The organism is Halomonas sp. GT, assembly GCF_002082565.1.
Classification (GTDB): domain Bacteria; phylum Pseudomonadota; class Gammaproteobacteria; order Pseudomonadales; family Halomonadaceae; genus Vreelandella.
This window is the reverse complement of the sequence record NZ_CP020562.1, coordinates 3,060,210-3,083,445: the sequence shown is the minus strand read 5'-3', so window position 1 is coordinate 3,083,445 and position 23,236 is coordinate 3,060,210. Positions and strand designations below refer to the sequence as shown.

The 23,236-nt window shown below is 52.7% G+C and carries 22 protein-coding genes; 13 read left to right on the top strand and 9 right to left on the bottom strand.

The genetic code is table 11. The features are described 5' to 3' along the window. Positions 1 to 117 precede the first annotated feature (117 nt). Both alr and lpxL read left to right on the top strand, forming a co-directional pair. The gene (alr, locus tag B6A39_RS14185) at positions 118 to 1,218 is read left to right on the top strand and encodes an alanine racemase (RefSeq protein ID WP_083006744.1); all 1,101 of its coding nucleotides are present in this window, start codon (positions 118 to 120) and stop codon (positions 1,216 to 1,218) included. Between the two features lie 12 nt (positions 1,219 to 1,230). Continuing rightward, complete coding sequence (gene lpxL, locus B6A39_RS14180) at positions 1,231 to 2,145, top strand: LpxL/LpxP family Kdo(2)-lipid IV(A) lauroyl/palmitoleoyl acyltransferase (protein ID WP_083006742.1); 915 nt, start codon at positions 1,231 to 1,233, stop codon at positions 2,143 to 2,145. A gap of 85 nt (positions 2,146 to 2,230) precedes the next feature. On the opposite strand, the gene speD is transcribed toward lpxL, so the two are convergent. The 4 genes from speD to B6A39_RS14160 all read right to left on the bottom strand — a co-directional run bounded on the left by speD (position 2,231) and on the right by B6A39_RS14160 (position 5,435). Further along, positions 2,231 to 3,025 carry an adenosylmethionine decarboxylase gene (speD, locus tag B6A39_RS14175; RefSeq protein ID WP_030073826.1) on the bottom strand — a complete coding sequence of 265 codons (795 nt, stop codon included), beginning with the start codon at positions 3,023 to 3,025 and terminating at the stop codon, positions 2,231 to 2,233. A 234-nt stretch (positions 3,026 to 3,259) separates the two neighbouring features. After that, positions 3,260 to 3,679 (bottom strand): OsmC family protein, encoded by a 420-nt coding sequence (locus tag B6A39_RS14170; protein WP_083006740.1) that lies wholly within the window; start codon positions 3,677 to 3,679, stop codon positions 3,260 to 3,262. A 71-nt stretch (positions 3,680 to 3,750) separates the two neighbouring features. Further along, positions 3,751 to 4,428: an N-acetylmuramate alpha-1-phosphate uridylyltransferase MurU gene (gene murU, locus B6A39_RS14165; RefSeq protein ID WP_083006738.1), complete on the bottom strand. Its 678-nt coding sequence runs from the start codon at positions 4,426 to 4,428 to the stop codon at positions 3,751 to 3,753. Next, complete coding sequence (locus tag B6A39_RS14160) at positions 4,425 to 5,435, bottom strand: aminoglycoside phosphotransferase family protein (protein ID WP_083006736.1); 1,011 nt, start codon at positions 5,433 to 5,435, stop codon at positions 4,425 to 4,427. The genes murU and B6A39_RS14160 overlap by 4 nt, the downstream gene beginning before the upstream one ends. Positions 5,436 to 5,505: 70 nt before the next feature. Here B6A39_RS14160 and B6A39_RS14155 point away from each other — a divergent pair, with 70 nt between their 5' ends. Genes B6A39_RS14155 through B6A39_RS14125 form a run of 7 tightly spaced genes read left to right on the top strand, consistent with a single transcriptional unit; the run spans position 5,506 to position 13,337 of the window. Further along, the gene (locus B6A39_RS14155; RefSeq protein ID WP_083006735.1) at positions 5,506 to 7,953 is read left to right on the top strand and encodes an LPS-assembly protein LptD; all 2,448 of its coding nucleotides are present in this window, start codon (positions 5,506 to 5,508) and stop codon (positions 7,951 to 7,953) included. A gap of 39 nt (positions 7,954 to 7,992) precedes the next feature. Next, positions 7,993 to 9,030, top strand: a complete 1,038-nt coding sequence (locus B6A39_RS14150; RefSeq protein WP_083006733.1) for a peptidylprolyl isomerase — start codon at positions 7,993 to 7,995, stop codon at positions 9,028 to 9,030. A 12-nt stretch (positions 9,031 to 9,042) separates the two neighbouring features. After that, positions 9,043 to 10,092: a 4-hydroxythreonine-4-phosphate dehydrogenase PdxA gene (gene pdxA, locus B6A39_RS14145; protein ID WP_083006731.1), complete on the top strand. Its 1,050-nt coding sequence runs from the start codon at positions 9,043 to 9,045 to the stop codon at positions 10,090 to 10,092. A 26-nt stretch (positions 10,093 to 10,118) separates the two neighbouring features. Continuing rightward, a complete protein-coding gene (gene rsmA, locus B6A39_RS14140; RefSeq protein ID WP_083006729.1) occupies positions 10,119 to 10,949 on the top strand; it encodes a 16S rRNA (adenine(1518)-N(6)/adenine(1519)-N(6))-dimethyltransferase RsmA in 831 nt (276 codons plus the stop codon). Beyond that, entirely contained in the window at positions 10,946 to 11,323 is a 378-nt protein-coding gene (gene apaG / locus B6A39_RS14135) for a Co2+/Mg2+ efflux protein ApaG (protein WP_083006727.1), read from the top strand. The genes rsmA and apaG overlap by 4 nt, the downstream gene beginning before the upstream one ends. A 22-nt stretch (positions 11,324 to 11,345) precedes the next feature. Next, positions 11,346 to 12,161 carry a symmetrical bis(5'-nucleosyl)-tetraphosphatase gene (locus B6A39_RS14130; RefSeq protein ID WP_083006725.1) on the top strand — a complete coding sequence of 272 codons (816 nt, stop codon included), beginning with the start codon at positions 11,346 to 11,348 and terminating at the stop codon, positions 12,159 to 12,161. A 30-nt stretch (positions 12,162 to 12,191) separates the two neighbouring features. Beyond that, entirely contained in the window at positions 12,192 to 13,337 is a 1,146-nt protein-coding gene (locus tag B6A39_RS14125) for a polynucleotide adenylyltransferase (RefSeq protein WP_083006723.1), read from the top strand. Positions 13,338 to 13,362: 25 nt separating this feature from the next. Here the strand turns inward: B6A39_RS14125 and folK are convergent, their stop codons facing one another. Continuing rightward, a complete protein-coding gene (folK, locus tag B6A39_RS14120) occupies positions 13,363 to 13,908 on the bottom strand; it encodes a 2-amino-4-hydroxy-6-hydroxymethyldihydropteridine diphosphokinase (protein ID WP_083006721.1) in 546 nt (181 codons plus the stop codon). Beyond that, positions 13,905 to 14,261 carry a dihydroneopterin aldolase gene (folB, locus tag B6A39_RS14115; RefSeq protein ID WP_083006720.1) on the bottom strand — a complete coding sequence of 119 codons (357 nt, stop codon included), beginning with the start codon at positions 14,259 to 14,261 and terminating at the stop codon, positions 13,905 to 13,907. The genes folK and folB overlap by 4 nt, the downstream gene beginning before the upstream one ends. Positions 14,262 to 14,366: 105 nt before the next feature. On the opposite strand from folB, the gene plsY reads away from it, so the two are divergent. Continuing rightward, a complete protein-coding gene (gene plsY / locus B6A39_RS14110) occupies positions 14,367 to 14,936 on the top strand; it encodes a glycerol-3-phosphate 1-O-acyltransferase PlsY (protein ID WP_083006718.1) in 570 nt (189 codons plus the stop codon). Positions 14,937 to 14,960: 24 nt separating this feature from the next. Here the strand turns inward: plsY and tsaD are convergent, their stop codons facing one another. Continuing rightward, complete coding sequence (gene tsaD / locus B6A39_RS14105; RefSeq protein ID WP_083006716.1) at positions 14,961 to 16,001, bottom strand: tRNA (adenosine(37)-N6)-threonylcarbamoyltransferase complex transferase subunit TsaD; 1,041 nt, start codon at positions 15,999 to 16,001, stop codon at positions 14,961 to 14,963. A 221-nt stretch (positions 16,002 to 16,222) separates the two neighbouring features. On the opposite strand from tsaD, the gene rpsU reads away from it, so the two are divergent. From rpsU to rpoD, 3 genes are all read left to right on the top strand, one after another. After that, positions 16,223 to 16,438, top strand: coding sequence for a 30S ribosomal protein S21 (gene rpsU, locus B6A39_RS14100; RefSeq protein ID WP_007113641.1), 216 nt, complete (start codon positions 16,223 to 16,225; stop codon positions 16,436 to 16,438). Between the two features lie 177 nt (positions 16,439 to 16,615). Then, complete coding sequence (gene dnaG / locus B6A39_RS14095) at positions 16,616 to 18,520, top strand: DNA primase (RefSeq protein ID WP_083006714.1); 1,905 nt, start codon at positions 16,616 to 16,618, stop codon at positions 18,518 to 18,520. A 254-nt stretch (positions 18,521 to 18,774) separates the two neighbouring features. Next, a complete protein-coding gene (gene rpoD, locus B6A39_RS14090) occupies positions 18,775 to 20,631 on the top strand; it encodes an RNA polymerase sigma factor RpoD (protein WP_083006712.1) in 1,857 nt (618 codons plus the stop codon). Positions 20,632 to 20,731: 100 nt separating this feature from the next. On the opposite strand, the gene B6A39_RS14085 is transcribed toward rpoD, so the two are convergent. Both B6A39_RS14085 and B6A39_RS14080 read right to left on the bottom strand, forming a co-directional pair. Continuing rightward, positions 20,732 to 22,303: an AbgT family transporter gene (locus tag B6A39_RS14085; protein WP_083006711.1), complete on the bottom strand. Its 1,572-nt coding sequence runs from the start codon at positions 22,301 to 22,303 to the stop codon at positions 20,732 to 20,734. A 186-nt stretch (positions 22,304 to 22,489) separates the two neighbouring features. After that, entirely contained in the window at positions 22,490 to 23,140 is a 651-nt protein-coding gene (locus B6A39_RS14080) for a hypothetical protein (RefSeq protein WP_083006709.1), read from the bottom strand. Positions 23,141 to 23,236: the final 96 nt, after the last annotated feature.

Below are 23,236 nucleotides of genomic sequence, written 5' to 3'. Positions count from 1 at the left end.
CGGTAAGCTATTGCGTCACTTCGATCATAACGCACCGAGTTTATCGCTCGGTGCGTTGTTTTTGACGCCCTTTGGTTGTTCACCTGTTAACTATTGACTGTGTAAGTGAGAAACGTGATGCGCCCCCTGGTGGCCCATATTGATTTAGACGCACTGCGTCATAACTATCAGCTAGCGTGCCGCTGCGCGCCCCAAAGTCGCTCGGTAGCCGTTATTAAAGCGGATGCTTATGGTCACGGTGCGCTTGAATGCGCGCGCGCCCTGGAAGACGATGTGCCCGCATTTGCTGTCGCGTGCATAGAAGAAGCGATCAGCTTGCGTGAAGGGGGGATTAAAAAACCCATTGTATTGCTTGAAGGTATTTTTACCGCTGACGAGCTGAGGCTGGTTGATCAATACAATTTCTGGATCAGCGTCCACAGTGAGTGGCAGGTAGCTGCTTTACTGGCATTTTCACCCCGTCAGCCTATCCCAGTATGGATGAAAGTGGATTCCGGAATGCACCGCTTAGGCTTTTCCCTAAACGAAGCGCCGGATGTATGGCAGCGATTAGCCAACGCTCCACAGGTGACAGCACTGCACTTAATGAGCCACTTTGCGACGGCAGATGCCCGTGAAGGGAGCTACTTTAATCAGCAGATGGCTGCCTTAATGAGATTGGCGAAAGCACTTGATGCGCCCCTATGCTTAGCGAACTCCCCAGCAACACTGGCCTGGCCGGTCGCCCATGGTGACTGGAATCGCCCTGGTGTCATGCTGTATGGCAGTGACCCGTTGGAAGAAGCCAACGAGATCACTCAACAGCTGCGCCCGGTGATGAGTTTACGCTCCGAAATTATTGCCCTTCGTGAGATTGAGGAAGGCGAGCCTGTTGGTTACGGTGGCCGTTGGCGTGCATCTCGGCGCTCGAAAATTGCTGTCGTGGCGGCAGGTTATGGTGATGGCTATGATCGCCATGCCGTAGATGGTACTCCTGTGTTGGTGAATGGTCAGCGCTGTTCGATTGCCGGCAAGGTCTCAATGGATATGCTAACCGTAGATGTCTCTGACGTGCCGGGGGCTGACATTGGTGGTGAGGTGGTGCTGTGGGGAGCCGCTAGCGACGGTACTGTACTGCCAATTGATGAGGTAGCACGCTACTGCGATACCATCAGCTACACCCTGTTAACGGGAGTGCTGCCAAGAGCGCCGCGACGCTACCACGGAGCCTTCGCTTAAACGGTTATCAGTATGTCTAAAACCTCTTATCCACGGTCGTTTGCACACCCACGTTACTGGCCAACTTGGCTTGCGATAGGTGCGATGCATATTGTTGCTTGGTTTCCCTGGCGGTTTAAGTTGTGGGTAGGGAAAATCATAGGTTTATTAGCATGGCGTTTTATAAAACGTCGTCGGCACATCACGGAGACAAATATTGCGCTCTGTTTCCCTGAAAAAAGTGCCAATGAGCAGCGGCGCCTAGTAAAAGAGATTTTTATTGCCAATGGTATGGGGCTGGTAGAAACCGCTACGGGCTGGTGCCGTAATGCCGAAAGCTTGCGTCACCGTGTGGCTTACCATGGCCAAGAAAACTTGGCGCGAGCCCAGGCCCAGGGAAAGGGAGTGCTCATTGTGGGGGTGCATTTCTCAACGTTGGATATAGGCGGTGCGCTGCATTCGCTGTTTTTCTCTGCCGATGCGGTGTATCGGCCCCATAACAATCCCCTGTTTGAGCGGTTCATGACACGTGCTCGCTCGCGTGTTTTTGGTCAGGCGATTGATCGGCATGATCTGCGCGGCATGGTGCGACGCATCAAATCAGGGCGAACCGTTTGGTACTCCCCTGATCAGGATTATGGTCGCGATGTTAGCGTATTTGCACCGCTATTTGGTCAACAAGCAGCGACCATTCGCCTTACGGCAAAGATTGCTCGTTTAACGGGCGCGCCGGTAGTGCCGCTGATGTATCACCGAAACCCAGATAACCAGACCTATACCATCACTTGCTTGCCCGCGCTTGATAACTTTCCAAGCGGTGATGAAGTGGCCGATGCAACAAGGGTCAACGAATTTATCGAGCAGGCTATTCGCAAGCATCCTGAGCAGTACCTATGGCTTCATCGGCGCTTTAAAACTCGCCCGGAAGGGGAGGCAGGCGTTTACTAGTAGCATTCGTTAGCGAAGTGATAAACAAAAAAAGCCGTTCTGCTAGGGTGGCAAAACGGCTTTTCGTTAATTTTGAAAGCAGCTATTAGTCCAGATTTCGAGAGTAGAAAATCTCTAGCATCTCTTTGCGCAGCCGACTTTCAATATCCCGTGCTTCTTCGAATGTAATGTCGCGGCGCGACGTGCCGAACAGGTAGTTATCAAGTTCGAAGTCTTTCAGCAGCATTTTGGTGTGGAACATGTTTTCTTGATAAACATTTACATCGATCATCTGATAGGCGTGCTTGGTATCTTCTGCCAAGTAATCCTGAATCGAGGTAATGTCGTGATCAATAAACAGCTTTTTACCATCGACATCACGGGTAAAGCCGCGAACCCGATAATCCATGGTGACAATGTCAGAGTCGAAACTGTGAATTAGGTAGTTCAACGCTTTCAACGGGCTGATATGGCCACAGGTAGATACATCAATATCCAATCGGAAGGTGCTGATACCATTGTCGGGGTGCGATTCAGGGTAGCTGTGTACTGTCACGTGGCTTTTATCAAGATGCGCCACGACTGTTTCAGGTAGCGGCCCAGGGCCTGGTTCAGTTTGCTCTGGGTTTGCTTCATCCAGCTCGTGTTCAGCAATCAGAATCGTAACGCTGGCCCCATGGGGCTCATAGTCTTGACGAGCAATATTGAGCACGTGAGCGCCGATAATATTGGTGACGTCTTTTAAAATCTGCGTCAATCGTTCGGCGTTGTAAAGCTCATCGATATAGTCGATGTAAGCCGCACGCTGCTCTTCGGTCTTGGCGTAACAGATGTCGTAAATGTTAAAGCTCAACGAGCTAGTCAGGTTATTAAACCCGTGGAGTCGGAGATTATCTGACACGTCCGAACCTCCCTATGGCAGATGAAGACACCCCGACGAGCCAGCGCCGGAACCGATAATAACTTGTCACCGTGATGCTGTAGTCGCTTTCTGCAAAGCGGCTGTTTGCTACGCAGTAGGGGTAAAAACAAGCGAGCGTATTATGCCCGCCAAGCGCACTGTATGCATCCAGCCGCGCTATTTTTTTTAATACATATGTCGTTGATACATGAGAAAGATGACGCTCTGAGTCGCTCAAGCGTCGACAATCTCAAAAGAGTGGGTTATCTCAACGCCGCCTTGCACGAGCATGATAGACGCGCTGCAGTACTTCTCTGCAGAGAGTTCAACTGCCCGCTGTACCTGCTTTTCTTTTAAGTTGCGGCCAGTCACCACGAAGTGTACGTGGATTTTGGTAAACACGGAGGGCACTTCATCGGCACGCTCTGCGTCAAGCTCCGCGACACAGTCGGTGACATCAGCGCGGGCTTTATCAAGAATATTCAAGATATCAAAAGCGGTGCAGCTCCCCATGCCCATCAACAGCATTTCCATTGGGCGAGGGCCGGTGTTGCGGCCGCCGTGATCAGGAGGGCCGTCAATAACAATACTGTGCCCACTACCGGACTCCGCTACAAATTGGCGACCATCTGTCCATTTTACTCGTGCTTTCACGTCGCTCTCCTCATCTAGGCACCTATAGGTAGGTCGCGAAGCATAACATTTCTAGCGATAGACGCACTTTTTCATCGCTTGCTATTCTGTTGTACCAACAGGTGGTTTTCAAGAATCTCAAGGCGCTCTGGGGTTCCTACATCTACCCAGTGACCAGAAAAGTGCTCACCACTGACACGGTTGTCCGCCATTGCCTGCTTAAGCAGTGGTGCCAGGGCAAACGCCCCTGGCGGCTGGTCGGCAAGAAGATCTGGATGTAGCAGGCTAATGCCTGCAAAGGTGAGGCGCTGGCGGCCTTCCACACCAACGCGCCCGTTAATGAGGGAAAAATCACCGCTGGGGTGGTGGGAGGGGTTATCTACTAGTACAAGATGGGCGACGTCACTTCCCTGTAGCAGTGATTCTGAGGGAATGTAATTGCACCAGACATCTCCATTGACCAGCAGAAACGGGGCATCGCCAAGCAGGGGGAGTGCCTTTTGAATACCACCACCGGTTTCTAAGGGGGTCTCTTCATGGCTCCAAAGAATCCGTAACTGATAGTCGCTTCCATCACCCAGCGCTGCCATGATCTGCTCTGCGCGATAACTCACGTTGATAACCACCTCGTTAATGCCAGCACGCTTGAGCCGTTCGAGATGGTGCACAATAAGTGGCCTATCGCCTACCGGTAACAGTGGTTTTGGACAGTGGTCGGTAAGTGGCCGCATCCGTTTGCCTAGGCCCGCGGCTAAAATCATCGCTTTCATAACGTACTTTCCGCTAAACGTAGGGCAATGGCGGGACGCAGTGTGTCACTTACCCATTCAGCAAACTCGCTGTGCTGGGGAAGCGCCGTTAGACTATCTTCTAAATGCGCCAAAAAATGCGGCAGGCGTGATAAGTAACCTTTTTTTGCATCACGAAGCGTTAAGCGGCAAAAAATTCCAAGCACTTTTAGCGAGCGTTGAGCGGCCATCGCTTGGCATTGGGTCAGAAATTCATCGTTACTGACATGGCGAGAGAGACGCCCATCTTGTCGCGCTTGGCGATAAAAGGAGTCGACGAACTGCATAAACTGCGCCTGAGAAAAACGGCAGTAGCGACCGCGCAGTAAGGAAATAACGTCGTAACTGATTGGCCCTGCCACCGCATCTTGAAAGTCAATCATGTAAAGCTGCTGGTCATGCACCATGATATTCATCGCATCGTAATCGCGATGTACGCTGACGACGGGTTGATCGAGCGCTTGCTTAACGAGGTATCCACGCAGCGCATCCCAGCTGTCTGGCGTTGGTAGAGACAGCCAATTGTTTAAACACCACTCAGGAAAAAGGTCGAGCTCTCGATTCAGTAGCGTCGCATCATAAGGCGGCAGCACTGCGGGGTTGGCGTGGTTTTGTAACTTGGCAAGTAACGACAGTGCATCCAAATGACTTTGTTGAATGCGCGCTTCATCAGTGAATAGCGCTTGTAAAGGAGTATCTCCAAGGTCATCAAGCAGCAAAAAACCCGCGTCGAGATCGGCGGCGTAAATATGCGGCACGGGCAGTTTTGCCGCGTACCAGCGTTTTCCGATAGCGACGAACGGCGTTGAGTCTTCCTGGGCAGGGGGGGCGTCCATTACTATTTGAGTACCGCCGTTGGGCAGTGTCAGTCGGAAATATCGCCGGAAACTTGCGTCACCGCCCGCTGGGGAAAGGCGGATAGCGGCGCTATTTAGGCCATTTTGTTCAGCCGCCCACTGGGTGAGGGCGTCAATCCTAGAAGAGGACATGCAAGCTCCTTGCTGGTCGGGCATCATGCGGGCTGTATAATACCGATTCTGGATGCCAAGGATAACGAACATGGGCAAGCGAATCTCACGTACCGTACCGGTTGCGCACACGCTGTTGGGCAGTTTGCTCGCTGGCGCCTCATTTTCAGCGGTGGCACAAGGCCAAGCGCTGCCTGCCGAGGCGCTTGACTGGCAGGCCTGGAGCCAAGATGAAGCACCGCACCAGCTGTGTCGAGGGCGTTATGTGATGCCTGACTACCGCTTGCCAGCGGAGGATAACCCCGAAACGTTGTCGGTGGAGACTCAGGAAGTCGATTACGCCGCAGATGGTGAGGCGTTTTTGCGCGGTGATGTTGTACTACGACGTGGCAACACAGAGCTACAGGCGGCGCAGATGTATTTACCCGCAGACCGCCAACGTGTAGATGCAGAAGGTAATCTCGCTATACGTGATGGTCAGGCACTAGTGCGTGGCGAGCAAGCCACCTTAATGCTAAACGATGACCAAGCCTCGTTACGCAACAGCCACTATGTGCTCTACGAACAACATTTACGCGGTCAGGCCAGTCAATTAGAGCAAACTGGCGAAGAACAATATCGTCTGCGCAATGCTTCGTTTACGACGTGTGATCCCGGCACAAATAGCTGGCAACTTGTTAGTAGCGATATAAAGCTGAATCAAGCTGAAGGGTTTGGCACCGCACGGCACGCACGTTTAAAAGTAAAAGACGTGCCGATTTTTTATTGGCCCTGGCTACGTTTTCCCATTGATGACCGTCGCCATACAGGATTGCTGTCACCCTCTGTCAGCTTTTCCAATGAGGGGTTTGACTATGCCCAGCCCTTTTATTGGAACATAGCACCAAATCATGATGCGACCATTACGCCGCGCTGGATGTCGGATCGAGGACTATTGCTTAACGGCGAGTACCGGTACCTGCTTGAAGAGAGTCGAGGGACGATAGAAGGTGGATACATTAATAGTGATGACGGCAGTGAAAATGGTGATAACCGCTTTGAAGGCAATGATCGCTGGTATATTGATGCGCAACATGCAGGAACGCTGACACCTCGTAGTGACTATCAGTTACGTTACGGTGCTGCCAGTGATGGGCGCTATTTCGATGACTTTGGTGATGAGTTTGGCAATAGTGAGCGCGTTAGTATGGAGCGACTGGCTCAGGTAGGTTACCGAGGCGAGCGTTGGCAGTTAGATGCCCGTGCACAAGGCTTTCAGCGGTTGGAAGATCCGCTGAGTGATTCCGATAAGCCATTTTATCGTCTGCCAAGTTTGACCGCTAACTCCGACTGGCAGTTAGGCGGGGGGCTCTATACACAATGGCGCTCTAACGCGACCTATTTCTGGCGTGATGTAGACGAGCGTCAGGTGCCTGAGCGTGAAGCTGCCATCGGCACGCGTCTGCACCTCACTCCAGCTATCGGTTGGCGTTTTGAGCAACCCTGGGGCTATATCGAGCCGCGCACCGAATTGTGGCATACCGCCTATGAGTTGGATTACGGCGATCGTGTCACTGATCGGGGAACATCTCCCAGCCGCAGTGCGGCGGTCACGTCTATTGACAGTGGGTTGGTATTTGAACGCGAATTAGAGTTGCGCGGACGCGACTATCGCCAGACGCTCGAGCCACGTTTGAACTACGCGTACGTTCCACGCACTAATCAAACACAACTGCCTGATTTTGACAGCCGCGAACGGGCGTTCTCGTGGGATCAGCTGTGGTCTCCTCATCGCTTTTCAGGCGCGGATCGTTTAGGGGATCTTAATCGTGTGTCGCTGGGCGTGCAGTCTCGCTTTATTGAAGACGCCTCTGGGCAGGATCGGTTGACCCTTGGGGTTGGGCAAAGTGTTTATTTTTCTGAACGTCGCATCGATAGCGAGGGCGATCCAGATACACTCCCTGCTCGTCCAGAAGATGATCCAAGCGTGAACCCGCTTAGCCGCTATCAGGCCACTCGCGATCGATCTCCATTGGTGACGCGTCTCGATTGGCAAATTAATGACCGGTGGAGCGCGGGTTACGAATGGTTATACGACGACCAGCGTGAACAGACCGAACGCTCTAGTGTTGATGCACGCTATCGTCATCCTGCCGGTCACGTAGTGAACCTTGGTTACCGTTGGGAGATCGAAGGTTTCGATCCAGGCGTTATACCAGGCGATGACGGCTTTAGAGATTTCAGCCGAGAGGAGTGGGATCTGTCACTTGCTTGGAAAGCCAGTCCGAGGATTGATTTGATTGGTCGCTACCTGCACGATCAAACCAATGACCGTGCGCTTGAACAGTTGGCCGGTGTTCAGTGGAATGATTGCTGCTACGGCTTACAACTGGTATGGCGTCAATGGGTAGACGATAACGACACTGCTCGCGTGGGTGATGACTTTAATGACCGCGGGCTATTTTTACGCTTTGTATTCCGTGGCCTTGGTGGCGTTGGTCAACAGACTGACGGCTACTTTGAACAGGCCATCCCTGGCTACCGCCCAACGCCCCTGTAACGATTTTGTTAAATGGCGACTGACTGAAAGAGATTCTTTATGACTACCAGAAAGACCCTGCTGACCGATGGCTTGAAAAAGCGGGCAAAACTGCTTTCTGCGGGCGGCATGATGGCGCTCTGCCTTGGAACGAGTGCTGCCCTTGTGCCGCTGTCGGTTTACGCACAAAATTTCGAATCAACCCAGCGTCAAATGCTGGATAGCGTTGTGGCTGTCGTCAATGACGGAGTCATCATGCGCAGCGAACTTGACGACCGCATTGCCCAGGTAGAGCAGCAAGCGCAGACCCAGGAAGGTAACTTACCGCCTCGTAGCCAACTGGCTCAACAGGTGCTAGAGCGCATGGTGATGGATGAAATCCAGCTGCAAATGGCTCGCCAAGCCAATCTTAGCGTGGACGACACGGAGCTTAATCGCCAGCTGCGCTCCATTGCTGAATCTAACGGCATGACGTTAGACCAATTTGCTGATGCCGTGGAAGCGGATGGCATGACCCTGGGTGACGTGCGTGAAGAAGTACGTCGTGAAATGCTGATGCGCCAAGTACAGCAGCGACAAATTAGTCAGCGTGTCACCGTGACTGATCGTGACGTTGAACGTTTCTTGAGCCAGCAGCCATCTCAGCAAGGTCAGGCGTTCATTGAAGAAGTACGTGCCCGCCACGTGTTGGTAGAGTTAACGCCAACGCGCAATGAAGATCAGGCCCGTGCCCGTGCTGAGCAGGCACGTCAGCGTTTACAGCAAGGGGCAGACTTCGCGTCTGTTGCTCGTGAGTTTAGCGACGATCGTGGTAGTGCTATGAATGGTGGCGAGCTTGGTTGGGTACGTCCAGGACAAACAGTGCCAGCCTTCGAAGAAGCGATGGGGTCATTGAGTACTAACCAGCTATCTGAGCCAGTGCGTTCCCAGTTTGGCTATCACGTGATTGAAGTGCTCGAGCGTCGCCGTCAAGATGTAACGGAAGAAAGTCGTCGTGAGCAGGTTCGTCAGGCCATTTTCCAGCGCCGTGCTAACGAAGAGCTGCAGACGTGGCAGCGTGAAATGCGTGAACAGGCTTTTGTCGATATTCGCCTTTAATGAGCCAATCTAATGAGCAATAGCGCGCCACTGCTGATAACTACCGGAGAGCCCGCGGGCATCGGGCCAGATATTACGCTGATGCTGGCCGCCAATGGCCAATTAAATAATACGGTGGCCATTGGCGATACGCAGTTGCTGAAACAACGTGCGGCGTTGCTCGGGCTTGATCTTGACGTGATAGAAGCAGCCCCAGGAAGCGGGGTGGCTTCCTCTCCAGGGCGTTTGGTTGTGTGGCCCGCGGTACTTCGCGAACCAGTACTTCCAGGCGTGCTCAATCCTGCTAATGCAGGCTACGTACTGGAGACGCTGCAAATCGCTGTAGACGCCTGTCAGCAGGGGAGGGCAGCGGCCATGGTCACTGCGCCGCTTCATAAAGGGGTGATTATCGAAGGTGGTTTCCCCAGTTTCACTGGCCACACCGAATGGCTACGCGATGCCTGTGGGGTTGATGAGGTTGTGATGTTGTTGGCGACCGACCAGGCGTTACATGCCCAGTCGAGTCATTGGCAAGGCAGCAGTGACCTACGCGTCGCGCTTGTCACCACACACCTACCGCTGCGTGACGTGGCGGATGCGGTTACTTACGACAAAATTACCCGTATTAGTCGTTTGCTCGCGACTGATCTGAAAAACCAGTTTGGGATTGCCGCCCCGCGCATAGCGGTATGTGGGTTAAACCCCCATGCCGGGGAAGATGGACATTTAGGGTGCGAAGAACTCGATGTTATTATCCCTGCGCTAAAAGCGCTGCGCGCTGAAGGGCTTGATATTCAAGGCCCGCTGCCAGCTGATACGCTGTTCACGCCGCGCCATTTGGCGGGCGTTGATGCGGTGCTGGCGATGTATCATGATCAGGGGCTGGCAGTATTAAAATACGCAGGCTTTGGTCAAGCGGCGAATATTACACTTGGCTTGCCGCTGGTGCGCACTTCGGTAGACCACGGTACCGCACTCAGCTTAGCTGGCCGCGGTATTGCCGACCCCAATAGCTTAGGCGTTGCCTTAGCGCTAGCAAAGCGACTTGCTGCTCAGCGTGCCTATGCCTTAAATGCATTATGAATCAACCCTCCAAGGAACACTGTTAGATGTCTCAAGTGCCTCAGCAGCACCGCGCTCGTAAACGCTTTGGTCAAAACTTTCTGCGTGACCTCGGCATCATTTCGCGTATTGTCCGTGCCATTGGACCCCGCGAAAGCGACCGACTCGTCGAAATTGGCCCTGGACAAGGCGCGCTCACTGCTCCGTTGCTAGAGGCGGCAGGAAAGCTTGAAGTCATTGAATTAGACCGTGACCTTATTCCAGGCTTGAGAGTGCAGTTTTTTAACTACCCCGACTTCGTTATTCATGAAGGTGATGCGCTGAAGTTTGATTTCGCCGCGCTAAAAGGGGATGGCCCTGCACTGCGAGTCGTCGGTAACCTGCCTTACAACATCTCGACGCCGTTAATTGTGCATCTGTTAACCATGGGCAATGCGATTGCCGATATGCACTTTATGCTGCAAAAAGAGGTCGTTGAGCGCTTGGCCGCTAAGCCAGGTAGCACTGATTGGGGGCGTCTGTCGGTGATGGCTCAATATTACTGCCACGTTGATCAGCTGTTCGTCGTGCCGCCGGAGGCCTTTGTTCCCAGGCCGAAAGTTGACTCCGCCATTGTTAGGCTCACGCCTCACGAAAGATTGCCCCAAACAGCAGATGACCCAGCGCTGCTGTTTGAATTGGTCAAGTTGGCTTTTGGCCAGCGGCGCAAAACATTGCGTAATAATCTGAAAGGCAGGGTAAGCGCAGAGACATTAGAAGCACTAGGTATTGATCCTGCACGGCGACCGCAAACCCTGACAGTTGCGGAGTACGTAACTATTGCCAACCACGTGGCTATTGACGAAGCGCATAGTGAAAATGGGAGTGCTGACGCGTGAGTGCCCTAGCCATTGAGGTTAGTGTCGCTCCTGAGTACCGTGCGGCCGAGTCAGATGACAGTGAGTCGCGCTTCGTGTTTAGTTACACCGTGACAGTGCATAATCAAAGCCCTCATAGCGTGCAGCTCATGGCGCGCTACTGGAAAATTACCCAAGGTAACGGTGATAGCCAAGAGGTGCGCGGTAAAGGAGTGGTGGGCCAGCAGCCGTTAATTGGGCCGGGGCAGCGTTTTCGTTACACCAGTCGGGCCATTCTGCAAACGCCGGTAGGCGTTATGGAAGGCGCTTACACGCTGCTTAACACCTATACCCAGCGAGCTTTTGAAGTGCCCATTGCACCTTTTAGGCTAGCGGTACCGCGTCAGCTTCACTGATCATTCTCTAAAAGGGGTAGCGATGAGCACCTATGCCATTGGTGATCTGCACGGCTGTCATGCTGAATTTGTCAGTTTGTTAGAAAAGCTTAGTTTCAATGCAGCAAACGATACACTCTGGCTGGTTGGCGACTTGGTCAATCGTGGCTCTGCCTCGCTTGCTTGTTTGCAGGAAGTGCAGGCGTTAGGCAGCGCCGCTCGATGTGTGCTGGGTAACCACGATTTTCATCTGTTGGTGGTGGCTCGTGGCGGCGGAAAACTGAAAAAAAACGACACTCTAAGCGATATTCTTGCAGCACCACAGCGCGAACAGGTGCTGGATTGGCTGCAAAGCCAGCCATTGGCAGTTTATGAAAACAATACGCTGATGACCCATGCCGGTGTATTACCAACGTGGTGCGCCGAGCAGGCCATATCATTTAGTCAAGAAGTGCAGGCGGCCTTGCTTAGTGAAACGGCGGGTGAATTTTTAACGCAGCTATTTGGTAATCAGCCCGACCAGTTTTATGACGACCTGGAAGGAATTGACCGTTTGCGATGTCTCGTCAATATATTTACGCGCATGCGCTTTATCGACACCAACGGACGGCTAGACTTCGCTGCCAAAGAAGGCTTGGAAAGTGCTCCTGAAGGGTTTGCACCTTGGTTTCAATACCCAAGAGCAGATGCGCTTCAACTGTTGTTCGGACACTGGGCGGCATTAGAGGGCCGCACTCCGAACGCAAAGATAAAGGTTGAAGCACTGGATACTGGCTGCGTGTGGGGCGGGTCGTTAACCGCTCTCAATCTGGAATCAGGAGAGCGCATCAGTGTACCTAGCCGCCAGCCGAGACATTAAAATACGAGACATTGAAAAAAGGCGATAGCCGTGTTCCAGGTGGATGCGAAAACCAAAGGGCTTGACGTTTATCGTGTTGGCGGGGCAGTGCGCGATACGCTGTTAGGCTGGCCGGTAGTTGATAATGATTGGGTCGTCGTCGGTGCTACGCCAGAAGTCATGCAACAGCGTGGCTTTAAACCAGTGGGGCGCGATTTTCCAGTATTTCTGCATCCTGATACCGCCGAAGAGTATGCGTTAGCACGTACCGAGAGAAAGTCTGGCCACGGTTATGGCGGTTTTGAAGTACACGCAAGCCCTGATGTAACCCTGGAAGAAGATCTTTCAAGACGTGATTTAACCATCAACGCAATTGCACAGCGCTTTGATGGCGAGTTGACCGATCCCTTTAACGGACAGCGGGATATTGAGCAGCGCCTATTACGCCATGTGTCCTCAGCATTTAGTGAAGACCCTTTGCGGGTACTTCGCACTTCACGCTTTCTTGCCCGTTATGCGCATTTAGGGTTTGCCATTGCACCAGAAACCCTTGAGCTAATGCGAGATGTAAGCCGTAGTGGTGAGCTTAGCCACCTTGCTGCGGAACGAGTGTGGGTGGAAACCGAAAAAGCGCTGGGTGAACCAAATCCTGGTCGTTATTTCACCGCTTTGAGCGATTGTGAGGCGTTGGCTGCTTGGTGGCCTGAGCTAACGAATGATGTTGTACTGGCAGGCGCGCTTGATGCGATGGCGCTTGAGGCGGTACCGCGGGTGGCTATCGACAGCTCACTTCCACTGGCTCACTGGCGCTACGCGATGCTGGTGTCGGTATTGAATGATGCCCAGCGTGATGCGCTGGCGATAAGATTGCGATTGCCCAATGCGGTGACGCAGCTTGCTCGCCATGTAGCATTGAGCATGGACATATTGGCCGAGCCATTAAACGACGAACGCGTTCTGCACTGGCTGGAGCGTTTAGATGGTTGGCGTAAGCCTGCGCAGGTTAATGCGCAGTTACAGCTCATCAAGCGTTTAGCAGAGGATAAGTTCGAACCGCTGAACCGAGCGTGGCAGGCTGCGCAAAGCGTAGACCCCCAAGGGCTATTGCAAGCAGGGTATCGCGGCGCAGCTTTAGGTAAGGCGCTACGAGAGCACCGCCAACAAGCAGTAGCAAGCGCGCTTATGGATGTGCACTAAGTAAGGACTGGTTATAGGCTTTTGCTCAGCGAGCGGACACCGCTTTTTGTACAGGGTCTGCCTGTGAAACCCAGCGCCCACGCCAATGAAAGTCGATGGCCCATAAACGTTGACTACCCAATTCAAATCGCTGCCATAGCGCAGCGTAAGATAAACCATAAATAGGGTGATACTGATCGGGTAGCAGTTCAGCTAGGGGTTGGAGAACGAAGGCATTGTGCGTGATTTCCCCCCGGGGCAGAGTGACACCGTCAACGGTGCCGCAAATGCCGCCGACTGTGAGCAGATCAATATCCAGTGCCCTAGGGCTGCACTTAACCATATCAGGAGTTCGGCCATGGGCAATTTCAAGTTGCTTAGACCACGCCTGAAGCTCACCCACCGACCAATCGCTATCAAAGGCAACTACAAGGTTGTAAAAGTTACGATTATCGTTAAAACCCACTGGCTCGCTTTCAAAAATGCGTGATATTTGAAGATGGCCAAACGTGTCTTTAAGCGCGTCTAGGCACAGACGGATATGGGTGTCTGGATCAATATTGCTGCCTAAACTGAGAGTAACCAAGCTCATGGAAGCGTGCCGCGGGTGATTTCAAGACCGACGCTAGCGGCTTGTGGAACGGCCCCCGGTTTGCGTACGGTAAGGCGCAGCCAGATAATGGGAAATTCTTGCTGTAAGCACTCGGCTAGGCGCTCGGCAAATGTCTCGACGAGAGCAAATTTGTGTTCGTCAGCAAAGCGCTGGATCCGCTGGCAAATGGCTGCATAATCAAGCGTCAGGCTCAAATCGTCTGCAGCGGCCGCGGGACGAATGTCCGTTGCGAGCGATAAATCTAAGCTCAGAGACTGAACAATAGTGCGCTCCCAGTCGTACACACCGATGACGGTATCTACTGCCAGCGCTTCGATCAAAATGCGATCCACAGGTCTTCCCCTAGCGTCAACAAGCGAGGGATTGTACTTGAGGATAGCGCGAAACGACAGCTGGGTACGATCTAACGCTGGGTAAGAGCCAAGGTGGTGAGCGGAATGATATGGATCGTGGTGGGCTACTTGAGCGGAAGTTGGTTAGCGGCGCTGAGCGTATGCCGGTTAGCAGGCGTTCCAGATCCGCGGTATTGCGGTTCATGTAACCCTGGGTTTTCGAACGTTCTACGCCTTTACGGGCCGCGCTTAGCCGTTGCCACGCTATTGCTAGATGCTTTAAAAGGGGCGCCTGCCGTACTGGCAGCCAAATTGCTAGGGCTGCCTGTTTGGTTGCAGGGAGCAGTAGGGTTAGCCGTTCTGCTAGGCCACAGCTATCCCCTGTGGCATAGGTTTCGCGGTGGTAAATCGGTTGCCAGTGCATTTGGCGTGCTGTTGATATTGGTGCCTAGCGTGGCGCTGCTTAGTGCGGTGTGCTGGATGCTGCTTGCTTGGCGGCTGCGAATGGCAGCGGCAGCGTCGCTTGTTAGTGCATTTGTTGCACCGCTGGCCTGCGCCTGGCTAGCACCTGAGTATGTTGTGGTTGTAAGTGGGTTTAGCCTACTTGTGCTTGCTCGCCATGGGTTAAATATTCGCCGCCTCCGCCGCGGAGAAGAGCCGCATCTACGCGGCTAGGCAGGCAGGAGGGAGCTATAGGTGTTAGGCAGGCGTTAACGTATCCAGCGGCCAGCGCGGCGTAGCCTTCATAATGCCATTGTCATCATGCTCACCCGCCGCCAGTCGTTGTGCGCCTACATAAGCGATCATCGCGCCATTGTCGGTGCAAAAGCGCCCGCGAGGATAATAAGATCGTGCGTCGCGTTTCTCTGTTTCAACCGCGAGGCGTTCGCGCAGGCGCTGGTTAGCACTAACACCCCCTGCGACCACTAAGCGCTTCAATCCGGTTTGATCTAATGCGCGGCGACATTTGATAACCAGAGTGTCTACTACGGCTTCTTCAAATGCCCTCGCCACATCAGCCTTGGCCTGGGTGTCTAACTCTCCAGCAGCATCCAATTGGCGAATAGCGGTCAGCGTGTGGGTTTTTAATCCTGAAAAACTGAAGTCTAGACCAGGGCGGTCGGTCATTGGTCGTGGAAAGCGGAAACGTTTTGGATTGCCTTGTTCAGCAAGTTTTGCAACGTGAGGGCCGCCAGGGTAGGCGAGCCCGAGCATTTTAGCCGCTTTGTCGAAGGCCTCACCTGCAGCATCATCAACGGATTCCCCAAGTAACTGGTAGTGACCTAGGGCCTGTACTTCGACAAGTTGAGTGTGCCCGCCAGAGACCAACAAGGCTACGAATGGGAAGTCAGGAGCATCATCTTCCAGCATAGGGGCTAACAGGTGGCCTTCCATGTGGTGTACGCCAAGTACTGGGATATCCAGAGCACGCGCCATACCATGCGCTGTGCTGGCACCCACCATGAGTGCGCCTACTAATCCCGGGCCTGCAGTGTAGGCAATGCCGTCTAGATCGCTACGCGTCAGTTTTGCATCGTGCAATACTTGCTCGATCAGCGGCAACAGTTTGCGCGTATGGTCGCGAGAAGCAAGTTCAGGCACCACGCCACCATACTCGGCATGCATGGCAATTTGACTATACAGTGCGTCGGCGAGCAGGCCGCGGCCTCCAGTGTGCGAAGTGTCATAAATCGCGACGCCCGTTTCATCGCAAGACGTTTCAATGCCCAGTACGCGCATAGCTGAAGAACTCGTTGTAAGTTGAAAAGTTGCTGGTTGGCAGGCAGCGCTGCTAATCAGTCGCCTAGTTTAGCATTCTCATGCATAAGGCGCGTAAGCATTTGCAAAGATCGCCAACCACGACTAGACTACTGTGCGCTGTAAAACTGGGTCGTACACTGTGTTTTTAAAAGTGTACGTACTATCCGAACTCAAGACTCCTTAAGGTAGGTGAGTGCTTAATGCCTTCTGTAAAAGTACGTGATAACGAGCCGTTTGACGTCGCCCTGCGTCGCTTCAAGCGTTCTTGCGAAAAAGCCGGTGTTCTTTCTGAAGTACGCCGCCGCGAGCACTATGAGAAGCCGACTGCTGAGCGTAAACGCAAAGCGGCAGCTGCCGTAAAACGCCACGCCAAGAAAATTCAGCGTGAGCAAAAGCGTTTCGAACGGCTCTATTGATCCGTACCCGAGGGGGCCGGAGCAGTTAGCTGGTCGTCTCAAGAGGGATGTCAAGCGGCCGCCACTAGGTGGCCGTTTGTTTTTGTTTTTATTTATCGCTGTTTATGGTGATTTGGCAATATGCCCGATGACCCTAGGCAAGTGAGTTAGCGCTTTGCGCGAGGATGCCCGCAGTTCATGGCAGGCCAAATTCCACAACGTTTTATCGATGACCTGTTAGGCCGCGTTGATGTGGTCGAGGTGGTTGGTGAGCGTGTGCAGCTTAAAAAGGCCGGGCGTAACTATTCTGGGCTATGTCCTTTCCATCAAGAGAAAACTCCATCGTTTACGGTTAGCGCTGATAAACAGTTTTATCACTGCTTTGGGTGTGGTGCCCACGGTAATGCGCTACGCTTTCTAATGGAATACGACAAACTACCCTTTCCCGATGCGGTTGAGCAGTTGGCTAGCCGTTTAGGGTTAGAGGTTCCTCGTGAAGGTGCCGATGATCCGCGCGCCCAGCAGCGCGAAAAAAAGCGCAAAGAGGGCGTTAATCTTCTTGAACTTGCTGCCAGTTTTTACCGAGAGCGGTTAAAAATGCAGGAGGGGCAGGGGGCGCAACGTTATCTGCAAGGTCGTGGGTTGTCGCAAGACGTTGTCAGTACCTATGGTATTGGCTATGCGCCTGACGGGTGGGAAGCCTTGAAACAGCACTTGAACGCGCGAGGTATTGGTGAGCCTGTCCAAGTAGAGTATGGCTTACTAATTCACCGTGAAGACACAGGGCGGACGTATGACCGCTTTCGTGATCGAGTGATGTTTCCCATTCGGGATTTAAGGGGTCGCACCATCGCATTTGGCGGGCGGGTAATGGGTGATGAGCAGCCTAAGTATCTGAATTCGCCTGAAACGCCTGTCTTTCACAAAGGACGTGAGCTGTACGGATTGTATGAGGCTCGCCAAGCCTCAAGTAAGCTTGAACAGCTTGTCATTGTTGAAGGCTACATGGATGTAGTAGCGCTAGCGCAATACGGTATTAATAACGCAGTCGCAACCCTGGGGACGGCTACAACAGAAGACCACCTAAGCCGACTATTTCGTTTAGTCAGTCGTGTGGTGTTTTGTTTTGACGGTGACCGTGCAGGACGTCAAGCAGCCAGTCGGGCCTTGGAAACAGCATTGCCGCAGATGATTGACGGTCGTGAAGCGCGCTTCCTGTTTCTGCCGGAAGGTGATGACCCGGATACGCTCGTGCGCCGTGAAGGGCGCGACGCATTTCAAGATCGCGTTACCTGTGCGATGCCGCTATCTGAGTTTCTTTTTGAGCAGGCAGCGCAGGGGCGTGACTTGAATACTGTGGAAGGGCGAGAGCGGTTTGCAAGTCAGGTGCTTGAGGCATTGAACAAAGTGCCTGAAGGCATGCTCAAATCGTTACTATTAGAGGCGTTAGCTAAGCGCAGTGGGTTGGCGCAATCGCAACTGAAAACGCTGCTTGATAAGCGCGCAGCTGCCAGTACGCATAAAGAGGCACAGAAATCGTCTTTGCAAGAGACCGTGTACTGGGAGCAAGTTGAGTCGCCTGACATGATGTCATTTGAGCATCATGAGGAGTGGTCGGCCAGCGCAAAGTCACCTGGTAAAAAGTCACCAAAGGGGCGTTCTCAGCAGCGTCGCTCGCAAGTGCTTTCTACTGTGGCGCGTATTGTGCAGCTACTGTTGCATGAGCCAGGCTTAGTGGCATCGCTGCCGGACTCCCTGGATTGGCTGCCCGAGAGTGAAGAAGCACCGCTATGTCGTGACTTGATTGAGTTGCTACGTGCAGGGCGATATCGCAGCCCGCAAGTGGTGTTGGCACATTTTCAGGGGAGCCATGAAGGGCAGGTATTGGCTGAGTTGGCGTCACGCGAGCTGCTGATTCCCAAGGGAACCCGAGAAACTGAGCTGACAGGGTTGGTTGAACATCTAATAGAGGTTCAGCGCAAGCGGTCGCCTCAGGAAGAGTACCAGGCGTTGCTAGATTTAGAACGATCTGGGCAAAAGCTAGATAAAGCGCAGCGTCAGCGTTTGGCAAGCTTAATGATGGAACTTGTTCAACGGCACTAAGCAGCCTTTAAAGCGTTTGTCTTTAAATGATTAGAGTTTGAGGCGCTGGGGTTGAATTTCCCTGACGTTGGCACCAAATAAAGGGTCAGTCGCCAGGCGCTGGCCTAACCGAACAACCTAACACACCTGAATGACCGCGCAAATACGTTTCGCTGGAAAAATTCCTGCTATTTACGCTATACTGTTCGGCTTGTTGAGTTTAATCGATTCAGCGCCCCAGGTGTTTCATTCTTCTTCGTCGAGATAGGGTTTCTATGGCTGGAAATGCGCAGCAGCAGTCACGTCTGAAGGAGTTGATCGCGCGCGGCAAGGAACAGGGCTACCTGACCTATGCCGAGGTCAACGACCATCTACCCGAGGATATCGCCGACCCGGATCAAGTGGAAGACATCATTGGCATGATCAACGACATGGGTATTAGTGTCGTTGAAGAAGCGCCAGATGAAGACACTTTGATGATGTCGGATCACTCCACGGACGAGTCCGCTGCGGAAGAGGCCGTTGCGGCACTCGCCGCCGTGGAAAGCGACGTCGGTCGCACCACCGACCCCGTGCGCATGTACATGCGCGAGATGGGTACGGTTGAACTTCTAACCCGCGAAGGTGAGATCGAAATCGCCAAGCGGATAGAAGAGGGCACGCGGGAAGTGATGTCAGCGCTGGCGTATTTGCCTGGCGCTGTTGCTTCTATCCTGGATGCCTATGATGCCACGCAGGATGAAGAAGCGCCTGGTCGCTTATCTGATCTGTTCTCTGGCTTTATAGACCCCGACGAGGGGATTCCAGGCGTTGCAGAAGCCGAAGTGCCCGAGCCTGAGCCTGAAGCCGAGTTGAGCGAAGATGATGATCTCGACAGCGACGGTGACGACGAAGATGACGACAGCACCGCCAGCGAAGGCGGGCCTGATCCGGAAGAAGCGAAAGCTCGTTTCGAACAAATCCGTGAGCAGAATGCCGCTGTTGAAGCTGCGTTGGCGAAATATGGTCGTGGTAGTGCGGAGCTTAAAAGTGAGCAGTCGCGTTTAGCCGAGCTGTTTTCGCCTATTAAGTTGGTGCCGAAGCATTTTGAGCGTCTGGTTGGCCAAGTACGTATTAGCGTTGAGCAGGTGCGTGCTCAAGAAAAAGCGGTTATGCAGCTGTGCGTGAAGAAAGCTAAAGTACCGCGCAAAACCTTCATTAAGTCGTTCCCTGGGTACGAGTCTAATCCAAAATGGTTGGACACCTTCCAGGAAGCGCAGCCCAAGTATGCTGACCGTCTTGAACCATTGCGCGCCGATATTGCTCGCTCTCAGCGCAAAATTGCCTTTGAAGAAGACATGGTGCAGCTCACCGTGGCCGATCTCAAAGAAGTTAACCGCAAGCTCTCTATCGGCGAGGCGAAAGCACGTCGTGCTAAGAAAGAGATGGTTGAGGCTAACCTGCGTTTGGTAATCTCGATTGCGAAGAAATACACCAACCGTGGCCTGCAGTTCCTGGATCTAATCCAAGAAGGCAACATTGGCTTGATGAAAGCGGTTGATAAGTTCGAATATCGCCGCGGTTACAAGTTCTCGACCTATGCCACATGGTGGATTCGTCAGGCGATTACGCGTTCGATCGCGGATCAGGCACGCACCATCCGTATTCCGGTGCACATGATCGAGACGATCAATAAGCTCAATCGTGTTTCTCGTCAGATGCTGCAGGAAATGGGCCGCGAGCCAACACCGGAAGAACTGGGCGAACGTCTGGAAATGCCGGAAGACAAAGTACGCAAGGTGCTAAAAATTGCCAAAGAGCCAATCTCTATGGAGACGCCGATTGGTGACGACGACGATTCGCACTTAGGTGACTTTATCGAAGACGGCACTATGCTGTTGCCGATTGATATGGCCACCGGCGAAGGCTTGATCGAAGCAACGCGTAACGTCCTTGGCGGCTTAACTGCTCGTGAAGCGAAAGTGCTACGCATGCGTTTCGGTATCGATATGAATACCGACCACACGCTAGAAGAAGTGGGTAAGCAGTTTGACGTTACTCGCGAGCGGATTCGTCAGATCGAAGCAAAGGCGCTGCGCAAGCTACGCCATCCGAGTCGCTCTGAGCCGCTGCGTTCGTTCCTAGACGAGTGATCAGTTAGTTCTCGTACTTGTCGCTGTGAACAAAAAGCCCGCCGTTCCATGAACGGCGGGCTTTTTGCGTTATGCCATGAGCGTTATATGTTGATAAAGCTTACAGCGTGTAATGCGTGGCTGACCCAGGGCCGACAGGCAAGCCAAAAACGAATACCCAAATAAAGAACAGCAGGCTCCAGCCAATCAGCATAAATAGCGTGTAGGGCAGCATAATCGCTACCAACGTACCAATGCCCATATCTTTGCGATAGCGGGTTGCTACGGCAAGTATTAAACCAAAGTAGCTCATCATGGGTGTAATTAAGTTAGTAACCGAATCGCCGATTCGGTATGCCGCCTGAATTACTTCAGGAGCATAGCCCATTAGCATTAGCATCGGTACAAAGATGGGAGCTGTTACTGCCCACTGTGCTGAAGCGCTGCCTAGTGATAGGTTGACGAACGCACACATAATAATAAACAGCGCGAACAGACCTGGGCCGCGTAGCCCCAAGGACTGCAGCAGATCGGCACCGGCAACGGCTGTGACAGTGCCAAAGTTGCTCCAGTTAAACAGCGCTACAAACTGTGCCGCAAAAAAGACCAGAACGATATAAAGGCCGAGGCTGCTCATACTTTTCGCCATAGCATCGACAATATCGCGATCATTTTGCATGGTGCCTGCCAGGCGGCCATAGACAAACCCCAATACGGTGAAGGACACCGCGACAATCACTACAATGCCACGCAAAAAGGGCGAGCCGCTAATCAGCCCGGTTTCGGGGTTTCGCAATATGCCACTTTCGGGCACAACCATGACCGCGACTAGAGTTGCTAATGCTAGTGTCGCAAGCCCAGTCCCTTTTAAGGCGCGCTTCTCTGATGTGGATAGCCCCTCCATGCGCTGGTTATCAATGTCGCTATCAGCATAGGCGGAATCGAATTTGCCTAGCTTGGGTTCGACGATGCGCTCAGTAACAAAGCCACCAATAAGGGTGACAAAGAACGTACTGGCGAACATAAAGAACCAGTTAGCTTCTGCGCCCACAATGTAAGCGGGGTCGAGAAGACGCGCTGCTTCCTGGGTGATGCCCGATAGCAGTGGGTCAACGGTGCCGATCAGTAAGTTAGCGCTGTAGCCTCCAGAAACACCGCAGAACGCGGCCGCTAGGCCCGCCAATGGATGACGTCCTAATGAGTGGAAAATCATGGCTGCTAAAGGAATCAATACGACATAGCCAAGTTCGGCTGCCATGTTTGACATGATACCGGCAAACACCACTGCATAGGTGACGATGCGCGGAGAGCGGTTGAGAACCAGTGCACGCATGCTGGCTGAAAGCAGGCCCGAGTGTTCAGCAACGCCGACCCCCAACATGGCCACCAGTACCGTACCCAGTGGTGCAAAGCTAGTGAAGTTGGTCACCATTTCAGTGACTAAACGGCGCAGGCCTTCGGCATTGAGCAGCGAATTAACCGCTATCCATTCACCTTCGTTAGCAGGGCGGGGGTCGGCAACAGATACCCCTAATGCGCCGGCGATGCCGCTGGCGATTACTACCAGTAGGCATAAAATAGCGAATAGAGTTACAGGATGGGGAAGTAGATTGCCCAGCCACTCAACGCTATCAAGAAAGCGAGTAAAAGCACCTCGCTTTAGGGTTTCTTCGCGATTTTGTGAATTTGTCATAAAATTTGTGTCGTCAGTAGGTTATTTTTTAGCAAATATGCCCATAAGTCCGGCGAACGACACTACGTTGAAGCCAACAGCGGCGCAAATGGCTTTGTGTATAGCGAGATGTAAAAAATGAATGCCGCCTACGCAGGGCGTAAGGCGGCGAGAGCGAAGGGTAATTAGTAAGCAAGGAAGGTCGGGTTAGCGAGCGATTTGGCGCGCCTTATGAATACGCCGAGCAATCAATAGAAGCTCAATCATGGCAAACAAAATTAAGCTATAGCCTAAAAGCTCGATGGCTTCCTCAGCAACATCTTTAAATTCGCGGATATAGTCGTCCTGCATGACGGCTCGCCAAAAGTCTTGGCGACCATAAAGGCGGGAGAAAATATAAGTAACGAGCACACCGCCAGTGAAAAGTCCAAACGCGAACGTATTGCTATAATGTGAAAATTCCTCAATAAATCGGCGACGCTGGACAACCACCCAAACAAGGCTAGGTATTACAATGAGCGATACCAACACTTTCCAGGTGTTATCTGCAACGTAGTAATCTAGAAAGTAATCCTGTTCGCGTACCAGTGATGCAGCTACAAATGCCAGCAATAGAAGCGTGACGGTAGGCCACACTTTGAGCACTTGGCGCACATAAATTAGTAGGCCACAACAACTGGCCAGCACGAGGGTTTGTGCAAATTCCGTAAAGCCTAATTCGGTATAGCGCACTTCAGGTAGATAGAGAGCTTCAAAATAACCTCCCTGAGCAATACCCGCGATAAAAAGTACATAAAGCGTTGCACGCAGGAGCGTGTATCCAAAACTGATTGGCCACTGCGGTGGGGAAGATGGCATACCAACATCCTTATCGGAGAGATGACGTTGTAAGAGAGATGCTTAAAAACATGCACAGAAGGATATTTATTATATCGCCACCTTACTATGCCCGCA